General features: G+C 67.2%; 6 protein-coding genes. 2 read left to right on the plus strand and 4 right to left on the minus strand.

Annotated elements, in window-relative coordinates; translation table 11 throughout:
* The 3 genes from B1991_RS13895 to B1991_RS13905 all read right to left on the minus strand — a co-directional run.
* Positions 1-2472: PAS-domain containing protein (locus tag B1991_RS13895; protein WP_136259277.1), on the minus strand; the 2472-nt coding region annotated here is incomplete at its 3' end.
* 127 nt (positions 2473-2599) lie between these two features.
* On the minus strand, positions 2600-3634 hold the full coding sequence (locus B1991_RS13900) for an extracellular catalytic domain type 2 short-chain-length polyhydroxyalkanoate depolymerase (protein WP_136259278.1): 1035 nt from the start codon (positions 3632-3634) through the stop codon (positions 2600-2602).
* Positions 3635-3775: 141 nt separating this feature from the next.
* On the minus strand, positions 3776-6064 hold the full coding sequence (locus B1991_RS13905) for a TonB-dependent receptor (RefSeq protein WP_136259279.1): 2289 nt from the start codon (positions 6062-6064) through the stop codon (positions 3776-3778).
* A 164-nt stretch (positions 6065-6228) separates the two neighbouring features.
* Between B1991_RS13905 and B1991_RS13910 the strand changes: the two genes are divergently transcribed.
* Positions 6229-7626 carry a GntP family permease gene (locus tag B1991_RS13910; protein WP_136259280.1) on the plus strand — a complete coding sequence of 466 codons (1398 nt, stop codon included), beginning with the start codon at positions 6229-6231 and terminating at the stop codon, positions 7624-7626.
* Positions 7627-7849: 223 nt separating this feature from the next.
* Entirely contained in the window at positions 7850-9676 is a 1827-nt protein-coding gene (gene typA, locus B1991_RS13915; protein ID WP_136259281.1) for a translational GTPase TypA, read from the plus strand.
* Between the two features lie 196 nt (positions 9677-9872).
* Here the strand turns inward: typA and B1991_RS13920 are convergent.
* A partial coding sequence (locus B1991_RS13920) for a DnaJ C-terminal domain-containing protein (RefSeq protein ID WP_281280547.1) occupies positions 9873-10282 on the minus strand: 410 nt, incomplete at its 5' end.

Genomic DNA, 10282 nt, shown 5'->3' on the forward strand with positions numbered 1-10282 from the left:
CTGCTCGACGTGGCGCGGCTGCGGATGCAGGCGGCCACCCTCCAGCCGCGCCACGTCGAGCAGGCCGGTCAGCAATCCCTCGGTGGCGGCGAGCGCGCCGTTGAGGTGCTGTGCCGTACGGCTGTCGCCACCACGCTCGGTCAACGCATGCGCGAACAACTGTGCCGCATGCAGTGGCTGCATCAGGTCGTGGGTGACCGCGGTGAGGAAGCGGCTCTTTGCCTCGTTGGCCGCCTGCGCAGCTGCCGAGGCCAGCGCCAGCGCGCGGGTGCGCTCGTCCACGCGCAGCTCCAGCGTCTCGTTGACGCGCTTGAGTGCCGCCTCGGCCTGGCGGAACGCGGTGACGTCGGTGAAGGTGGCCACGAAACCGCCACCCGGCATCGGGTTGCCGCGCACCTCCACGATCCGGCCGTCGGGAAAGCGCCGCTCGGACAAATGCCGGGTGCCCGCACGCATGTGCTCCAGCCGACGCCGTACGCGTGCTTCGACCGCCCCCGGGCCGAGCATGCCGACCTCGATGTTGTGGCGGGTCAGCTCGGCGACTGGACGACCCACCCGCAGCATGCCGGAGGGATAGTTGAACAGCCGCGCATACGGCGAATTCCACGCCACCAGGTGCAACTCCGCATCGACCACGCAGATGCCCTGGCTCATGTTCTCCAGCGCCGCACCCAGCACGCGCTGGTTGAAGCGCAAATCCTGCGCCGCCTCGCCCACGATCGCGACCACCGTGTCCAGCTCGTCGCGGCCCTGCCGATGCGCCACCTCCAGCAGCAACCGCGCCGACGCGGCGCCGATCACCGCCGCCAGCTCGTGCTCCACCTGGTTGACCCGCGCGGTGCCGGACGAACCGCTGGTCGGTGCGCCATCGAACAGGTGCTCGACCCGCTCCGGCGGCAGGAAACGCGCCGCCAGCGCGCGCAATTCGGCCACATCGACGTGGCCGACGCTGACCGCGCGTCCGCCCTGCCCGTAGCGCGAACCGGCCACGGCCAGCATCACCGCCATGTTCGCCGCCAGGCTCACCACCACGGCGCGACCGAGGCGGTTCCAGTCGCCCAGGCCGAGCAGATCGTCCGGTGCCAGCCAGTGCAGACCGAACGGCCCGTCGCGCAGCCACGGCAACGACGCCGGCAGCAGTGCCGGCAACACTGCGTAGATCCACACCACGGTGCCGGCGGCCAGCCCGGCCATTACCGCGCGCGAGCCCACTTGCGGCCGATACATCGCTGCGAGCACGGCCGGGGTCAGACCAGCCAGCGCCGAGAACGAGATCGCGCCGATGTCGGCCAATGCCTCGTTGCGCGCCAGCAGGCGGCTGTAGGCCCAGGCCAGCAGGATCACCACCACGATCGCCACGCGCCGGTAATTGAGCAGCGCCCCGCGCAGGTCGACGCGCTCGCCGCGTCCCCAGCCCGACCGCACGCGCAGCGGCGCGATGAAATGGTTGACCACCATCAGGCTCAGCGTCAGCGTGGCGATCACCACCATGCTGGTCGCCGCGCTGAGCCCGCCGAGAAACGCGACCAGTGCCAGTCCCCGCTCGCCCTGGGCCAGCGGCAGCGCCAGTACGTACATGTCCGACGACACCCCGCTGGGCCCGAGCAGCGCATCGCCCAGCTGCGCCAACGGCAGGATCGGCAGCGAAATCAGCAACAGGTACAGCGGAAACAGCCAGCGCGCCGTGCGCAGGTTGCCGTCGCTGCGACACTCCACGATGCCGGCGTAGAACTGGTGCGGCATGGTGAACATCGCCAGCGCGCCGAGCAGGATCAGCGCCGGGAATCCGCCGCTGTCCGCCGGCCCCGGCACGCGTGCCGGCAAATTTGCCGGCAGCTCGGCGAACAACAGGCTGCCCAGCGCCAGCATCGCGCCCAGCTTGAACAGCGACTCGAACGCCATCGCCAGCACCAGCCCTCGGTTGTGCGCCATGGTCGACGCGCGCCGCGTGCCGAACAGCATCGCGAACAGCGCCATCAGCAAGGCCACGTACAAGGCGCTGTCCTGCCACGGCTCGGATTCGGCCAGTTGGCCCTGGCTGAGGATGCCGTAACTCATCGCCACCGCTTTGAGCTGCAGCGCGATGTACGGCACGATCCCGATCACCACCACCGCCGTGACCAGCGCCGCCAGCCCCGAGTGCCGGCCCAGCCGCACCGCGATCAGGTCGGCCAACGATCCGGCGTTGTACTCGCGTACCAGCTGCACCATGCGGCCGAGGAACTTCAGCGCGAACAGGTACATCAGGATTGCCCCGACAAACGTCGGCGGCAGCCACCAGCCGGAACGGCTGGCCTGGGTGACAGTGCCGTAGAACGTCCACGAGGTGCAATGGATCGCCAGCGACAGCGCATACACGATCGCCCAGCGCTTCTCGAATATGTGCGGCCGCCGCTCGCCAAGCAACGCCACCCCGAACAGCAGGCCGAGCCAGCACAGCGCCGCAATCGCGATGACGCTGGCGCTCAGCATGTGGAACACGCCCGTGCGGGCGACTTGCGTCGTGATGCCAGCGTTGCATCCTGATGCTTCAAAGCAAGAGCATCGCGCACAGGGTGCGCTCCTACAATAACGTCGAGGCCATCGACATGCCGGGCCATCAATGACCGGCAGGCAAGCCCAGCGCGTGCACCGCGTTCACCAGCCAGCGCAACTGCACGCCCTGGCGTGTGCCGTAGTCGGCTCCCGAATAACCCCACCAGTCCCAGCATGCTTGCGGATTCAAGGGCGCGAAACTTGCGCGTGTCTGAGGATATAGCACGGCCACGTCGTAGACGTCCGCCCAGCGATTGAAGCCTGCGTCCTCGACGAAGGCCTTGCCCACGGCGTCGGCGTCCTGCTTGCAGCCGTGGAAGGCCACCATCAGGCCGCAGGGCTTGCCGGCGATGCAGGCCGGCGGCAGATAAACGTAGCCGGTGCTGGCCAGGAACGCGTCGGCGCCCTCGGGGCGCAGCGCATCCTGGTCGAAAGTGCGCAGCTCGCCGCGTGCCGCAGTGGCGGCGTGTGCCGGCTTGCCGAACATCTGCGTGAAGATTTCGCCGGCGGCGTCGAAACCGCAGTGGCCCAGGTACGGCGCCACCGACTTGTCGCAATCGTCGCCGCTGCCGGCCACCGGCAGGTTGTGGGCAAACGCTCGCAGGCCGTCCTCGTGCACCTGCATGTTGTCCAAGCCGGGCGTGTCGTCGCGCAACTGCTCGTAGAAACGGGCCGCGGCCTCGGCCACGGCTGGGGCGACCAGGGCGTCATCCCTGCCGTGCAGCAGGTAGACATGAGCGCCCGCGAGATCCTTCAGCGGGCCGATCCGACCGCCCGCAGACTGTTGCCGGGCGCTGGCCACCAACTTGGCGACATCCGGCGCCGGCGTACCTTTCATGCAGGTGCTCAGCGCCACCGCCAGCTGCCCCTCGGCGCAGCCGTAGGGCCCGCCGGCGACCAGGGTGGCATCGGGGAACAGATCGGGATACGCAAGTTGTGCCTGACCGGCCATGTAGGCCCCGGAGGAAAGTCCCACCACCGCGACGCGGCCGGGATCGATCGCCAGATGCGGCAAGCGCCCGGCCGTATCGGCGGCGCAGGCGCTGCCGCTGCCCAGCAGGGTCAGCAGCAGCAAGCGGTTGAGCCATCGGCTGTTCATGGGTCTGCTCCGTCGAGTGGTTGGCCTGCCGGCCGGGAAGTGGCGGGACGGATCACTCCTGCCAACCACCGCGCCGCAGGCCTTGCGTACCCGCGGCACAGAGGGGGTCAGCCTGCTTCACCGGGACCCGATGCGTTCCGCTCAGAAATTGTAGCGGGCGCTGAAGTACCAATTGCGCGGCGCGCCGTAGTAGGCGGTCTGGATGTTGCCGACGCTGGAGAACTCCTGGCCGTCGGTCTTGTAGACCTTGTCGCCGAGGTTGCGCACGCCGGCGCGCAGCTGCCAGTGTCCGTCCACCGAATCGAACACGCCGAACACGCCGGTGACCGTGTACGACTTCTGCATCAGTCCGTCGCGGTTGTCGACGCTGAGCCAGGTGTCGCTGCGATACGACGCATCGGCACCGAAGGTCAGCGCATTGCCGCTGGGCAGGCCGAAGGTGTGCGCCAGCGCCACGCGGGCGGTGAACTTCGGCGAGAACGGCACGTGGTCGTGCAGGTCGGCGAGGCTCGGGTCGTACTGCGTGCGGGGGTCGACGAACTTGTCGTAGCGCGCATCCATCCAGGCCAGCTGCGTCGAAAGCCTGGTGCCCTCGCCCAATATGGCGGCACCCTCGAACTCGAGGCCATCGATCTTCAACTTGGCGGCGTTGAGCACCGGGAAGCTGAAGGCCGGCGTGGCCGAACCCGGGTTCTGCACTTCGGAAACGCGCGCCTGGAAGTCGGTGTAGTTGGAGTGGTACGCGGCAAAGTTGCCCTGCAACCGGTTGTCGGCCGAGCGCATCTTCAAGCCCAGCTCGTAGGTCCACACGTACTCGGGATCGAAGGTCGGGTCGGCCGCTTCCTTGGGGTCGTTGGCGCGGCCGTTGAAGCCGCCGGACTTGAAGCCGCGGTTGACCGAGACGTAGCCCATCGTCTGCGCGTTGAACTGCTTCTCCAGGCTGAGTGACGGAGTGACCGCGCTCCACGACTTGCTGGTCGGCTGGATCACCGCCTGCGGATCCTGGCTGAACGCCTGCAGCGGCGCCCCGAAGAACGCGCTGGTGGTGCGCCAGTAGTCCTTGGTTTCATGGGTGTATCGCACGCCGGCGGCGAGCGTCCAGGTGGGCACGAACTCCCAGTTGAAATGTGCGAAGCCGGCCCAGCTCTTGTTCTCCAGCTTGTCGTCGATCGTGCGCAGGAAATCGATCGGCAGGCCGGCGAAGCGGATGAAGTCGTCGGCATAGGCCTCCTGGTGCGAGGGTACCTTCTCGTCCAGGTAGTACAGGCCGTACACCGCCTGCAGGTTGCTGCCGTTGTCGTACTGCAGTTGCAGTTCCTGGCTCAGCTGCTTCTGGTGGAAATCGACCAGCACGTCGCCCAGTTCCAGCGTGGTGGCGTCGATGTCGATGAAGGAATTGCTGTGCAGCTTGCGCCACGCCGTGATGCTCTTCAGATCCCAGCGGTCGGCCAGGTGCCAATCCATGTGCAGCGACGCGCCATAGTGGGTGAGCTTCTGGCCATGACCGGGACCGAACGAGGTCGCGCCGTGGAAGTCGTACTTGCCGGCGGGCGGCGTGTAGAGCAGCACCTGGCCCAGCGCGAGGTCGGTGGCATAGAGCGGCGCGGTCGCCTCACCCAGGGTCAGCCTGGTGTCCTGCTTGGTGTAGTCGGCCGACAGCGTGGCGCTGAACGCGTCACTGGGCTGCCACTTCAACTTGCCGCGCACGGCCTTGGTGTTGTCGTTGTTGTATTTCTGGCCGGTCGCCGGATCGGTGACGTAGCCATCGGTGCGCGTGTAGACGCCGGCCAGGTTGCCCGACACCGTCGCGCCGAGCGGCCCGGAAACATAGAAACGGCCCTCGCGCCGGCCATAGTCGCCGATGGTGCCCTCGATCGAACCCTCGGGCGTGTTGCTCGGTTCCTTGGTGATGATCTTGATCGCGCCGCCGGTGGAATTCTTGCCGTACAGCGTGCCCTGCGGCCCGCGCAGCACCTCCACGCGCTCGATGTCGAACAGGCTGAACAGGGCGCCCTGGATGCGCGAGTAGTACACGTCGTCGACGTACATGCCCACGCCCGGGTCGAAGGTCTGCAGCGCGTCGGGCTGGCCGATGCCGCGGATGAACACGTTCACCGAGGAGGACGAACCACGCCCCTGCACGATGTTCATGCCCGGCACGGCGCCTTGCAGGCCGTCGATGTTGTTAGCCTGCAGATCCTTCAGATCCTCGTTGGTGAACGCGCTGACGGCTACCGGCACCTTCTCCAGCGCTTCACCGCGACGCCGCGCGGTGACCGTGACCGCTTCCAGCTGTGTCGCCTCGGCCTGCTTGGCGGCAGCCGGCTTGACCGTGCCCGACGGGTCCGTGGCCTGCTGCGCCTGCAGCGGCGCCATCAGCGCGAAACCCAATACCAGACCGATCGCCGAGCTCAGTTGCGTGCGTTTCATGACGTCCCCTTCGCGGTGAATGCATCGCTCGCGCGGATGCTGAATGCAGCCAGCTTAGGTGCCCGTGCAAGCCGGGACACTCGTACCTTCGTACAGTGCCCGCGCCCTGGTGCCTCCGGGATACTCGACGCCTGTCGCCATTGACGAGGCTGGGGAAATCACGGATGGCATTCTTGATCGTGCTGGCTGCGCTGTGCTTCCTGATGTTCGCGGCCTACCGCGGCTACAGCGTGATCCTGTTCGCCCCGATCGCCGCGCTGGGCGCGGTGCTGCTGACCGAGCCCTCGCTGGTCGCGCCGATGTTCACCGGCCTGTTCATGGACAAGATGGTCGGTTTCCTCAAGCTGTATTTCCCGGTGTTCATGCTGGGCGCGGTGTTCGGCAAGCTGATCGAGTTGTCGGGCTTCTCCAAGTCGATCGTCGCCGCGACGATCGGCCTGGTCGGGCGCAGCCGGGCGATCCTCTCCATCGTGCTGGTGTGCGCGCTGCTGACCTACGGCGGCGTGTCGCTGTTCGTGGTGGTGTTCGCGGTGTACCCGTTCGCGGCCGAACTGTTCCGCGCCAGCGACATCCCCAAGCGGCTGATCCCCGGCACCATCGCGCTGGGCGCGTTCACCTTCACCATGGATTCGCTGCCGGGCACGCCGCAGATCCAGAACATCATCCCCACCGCGTTCTTCGGCACCAATACCTGGGCCGCGCCGTGGCTGGGCACGATCGGCGGGATCTTCATCCTGATCGTGGGCCTGAGTTACCTCGACTGGCGCCGGCGCAAGGCCGCGGCGGCCGGCGAGGGCTACGGCAGCAACCTGGTCAACGAACCGGAGCCGTTCGACGCCACCCGCCTGCCGCATCCGCTTATCGCGCTGCTGCCGCTGGTGCTGGTCGGCGTGTGCAACAAGCTGTTCACCGACTGGATTCCGCATCTTTACGGCGAAACGCAGTCGTTCCTGCCCAGCGTGGTCGGCAGCGCCAGGCCGGTGGTGCAGGAGGTGTCCAAGGTCGCCGCGATCTGGGCGGTCGAGGGTGCGCTGCTGGTCGGCATTGCATGCGTGCTGGTATTTGCCTGGCGTGCGGTGATGGGGCGGCTGGCCGCAGGCAGCCAGGCGGCCGTCGGCGGCGCACTGCTGGCCTCGATGAACACTGCCTCGGAATACGGTTTCGGCGCGGTGATCGCCGCCCTGCCCGGCTTCAAGCTGGTGGCCGATGCGCTGCACACGATCCCGAATCCGCTGGTCAACGAGGCGGTCACCGTCACCGCCCTGGCCGGTATCACCGGCTCGGCCTCCGGCGGCATGAGCATCGCGCTCGGCGCGATGGCAGATACCTTCATCCACAACGCCAATGCCGCCGGCATCCCGATGGAAGTGCTGCACCGCGTGGCCGCGATGGCCTCCGGCGGCATGGACACGCTGCCCCACAACGGCGCCGTGATCACCCTGCTTGCCGTGACCGGGTTGACCCACCGCCAGGCCTACAAGGACATCTTCGCGATCACCGTGATCAAGACCCTGGCCGTGGCCGTGGTGATCGCCGCGTACTACCTGCTGGGCGTGGTCTAGCGCACGGCGTCCTCGCCGACCGCCCCGCTTGAACCCCCGGCACGCCGCTCGCCCCGGGCGACGGCCGACCGCTGCCACCGGCCCCTGCCACGGCCGGTGGCAGCGCGTGCCTGAACCGACTGTCGCACGGGCGCCCACACGCGAGCGCACAAACCCGTATAATCGACCGGTTAACCCTCAAATTACCCACGTGGTGGCTGCACGCGCCGCCCGAGTGCTTCCCATGTCCATAGAAAATCTGCGCAACATCGCCATCGTCGCCCACGTCGACCACGGCAAGACCACCCTGGTGGATTGCCTGCTCAAACAGTCCGGCACGCTGAACGAGCGCACCGTGCTGGCCGAGCGCGTGATGGATTCGAACGACCAGGAAAAGGAACGCGGCATCACCATCCTGGCCAAGAACACCGCCATCACCTGGCGCGGCAACCGCATCAACATCGTCGACACGCCCGGACACGCCGACTTCGGCGGCGAGGTGGAGCGCGTGCTGTCGATGGTCGACTCGGTGCTGATCCTGGTCGACGCGATGGACGGCCCGATGCCGCAGACCCGCTTCGTGACGCAGAAGGCGTTCGCGATGGGCTTCAAGCCCATCGTGGTGATCAACAAGGTCGACCGCCCCGGTGCACGCCCGGAGTGGGTCGTCGAGCAGGTTTGGGATCTGTTCGACCGCCTCGGCGCCACGCCCGAGCAGATGGAGTTCCCGATCGTCTACGCCTCGGCGTTGAACGGCTATGCCGGGCTGGACGAGAACGTGCGCGAGGGCGACATGACCCCGCTGTACGAAGCGATCATGCAGCACGTCAGCAAGCCGGACGTGGACCCGGATGGTGCATTCCAGATGCGCATAAGCCAGCTCGACTACAACAACTTCGTCGGCGTGATCGGCATCGGCCGCATTCAGCGCGGCACCTTGAAGAAGAACATGCCGGTGGCGGTGATCGACCGTCACGGCAAGAAGCGCCAGGGCAAGGTGCTGCAGGTGCTGGGCTTCCTGGGCCTGGAGCGGATCGAGCAGGAAACCGCCGAGGCCGGCGACATCGTGGCCATCTCGGGCATCGCCGACCTGACCATCTCCGACACCATCTGCGCGCTGGACACGCCCGAGGCGCTGCCCGCGCTGACCGTGGACGAGCCGACGATCTCGATGACCTTCCAGGTCAACAATTCGCCGTTCGCCGGCAACAAGGATCTCTCCGGCGGCAAGTTCCTCACCAGCCGCCAGCTCAAGGACCGGCTGGAGCGCGAGCAGGTGCACAACGTGGCGCTGAAGGTCGAACAGGGTTCTGACGCGGACAAGTTCCTGGTCTCCGGCCGCGGCGAACTGCATCTGTCGGTGCTGATCGAGAACATGCGCCGCGAAGGCTACGAACTGGCCGTGTCGCGCCCGGAAGTGATCATCAAGGACATCGACGGCCAGAAGATGGAGCCGATCGAGCAGCTCGTGGTGGACGTGGAGGAGATCCACCAGGGCGGCGTGATGGAAAAGCTCGGCATGCGCAAGGGCCAGCTGAAGAACATGGAATCCGACGGCAAGGGCCGCGTGCGCCTGGATTACGAGATCCCGGCGCGGGGCCTGATCGGCTTCCAGAACCAGTTCAAGACCCTGACCCAGGGCTCGGGCCTGCTGTTCCACGTGTTCGACCATTACGGTCCGAAGGAAGAAGGCCAGATCGCCAAGCGCCAGAACGGCGTGATGATCGCCAACGCCGGCGGCACCACCCCGGCCTATTCGCTCGGGCCGCTGCAGGATCGCGGCAAGCTGTTCGCCGCCGAGGGCGACAACGTGTATGAAGGCCAGCTGGTCGGCATCCACGCCAAGGACAACGACCTCACCGTCAACGTGATCAAGCCCAAGCCGCTGACCAACATGCGCGCCTCCGGCAAGGACGACGCGATCCAGCTCACCCCCGCGATCAAGTTTTCGCTGGAGCAGGCACTGGACTTCATCGACGACGACGAGCTGGTCGAAGTCACCCCGAAGGAAATCCGCCTGCGCAAGAAGCACCTCACCGAGATCGACCGCAAGCGCGCCTCGCGCAGCTGAGCAAGTCGTTTCATGTGACCACGCCGAAGGCCGCCGAAAGGCGGCCTTCGGTCATGCCCATACCTGCCGCCTCGATATGCCGATGGCGATGCCCATCCTGCGATCCGAGCCGATCGCGTAGGGCGGGCACTGCCCGCCGGCCGCCCTCTCCGACGCGCTGATGGCGGGCGGTGCCCGCCCTACGATCTGTAGACCTTCAGCTCCGCGGATCGTAGTTCGCGAAGCTGCTGCGCAACGCCTCGTAGGCCTTGCGCTGGGCGTCGCTGTCGGCGGCCGGCGTGCGGATGGACAGCTCCACCAACTGATCGCCCGGGTTGCCGCCGGGCATGCCGCGCCCCTTCAGCCGCAGCTTGCGCCCTGACTGCGAACCGGCGGGGATGCGCAAGTCCACGGTGCCGGCAAGCGTCGGGACCGGCACGGTCGCGCCCAGGGCAGCTTCCCATGGGGCGATCGGCAGCACGTGTACGACGTTGCGGCCATCGAGGCGAAAGCGCGGATCCTCGCGGATGAGCACTTCCAGCAGCAGGTCGCCCTTGGGGCCACCGCCCATGCCCGGCTGGCCCTGACCGGAAAGACGGATCACCTGACCGCTCTGGATGCCGGCGG

The organism is Rhodanobacter lindaniclasticus (genome assembly GCF_004799035.1).
GTDB classification, from domain to species: domain Bacteria; phylum Pseudomonadota; class Gammaproteobacteria; order Xanthomonadales; family Rhodanobacteraceae; genus Rhodanobacter; species Rhodanobacter lindaniclasticus.

Bases quoted from the DNA above. Each gene is read 5' to 3' on its own strand.
- B1991_RS13900 (WP_136259278.1), bottom strand. From the start codon at position 3,634: ATGAACAGCCGATGGCTCAACCGCTTGCTGCTGCTGACCCTGCTGGGC.
- B1991_RS13905 (WP_136259279.1), bottom strand. From the start codon at position 6,064: ATGAAACGCACGCAACTGAGCTCGGCGATCGGTCTGGTATTGGGTTTC.
- B1991_RS13910 (WP_136259280.1), top strand. From the start codon at position 6,229: ATGGCATTCTTGATCGTGCTGGCTGCGCTGTGCTTCCTGATGTTCGCG.
- typA (WP_136259281.1), top strand. From the start codon at position 7,850: ATGTCCATAGAAAATCTGCGCAACATCGCCATCGTCGCCCACGTCGAC.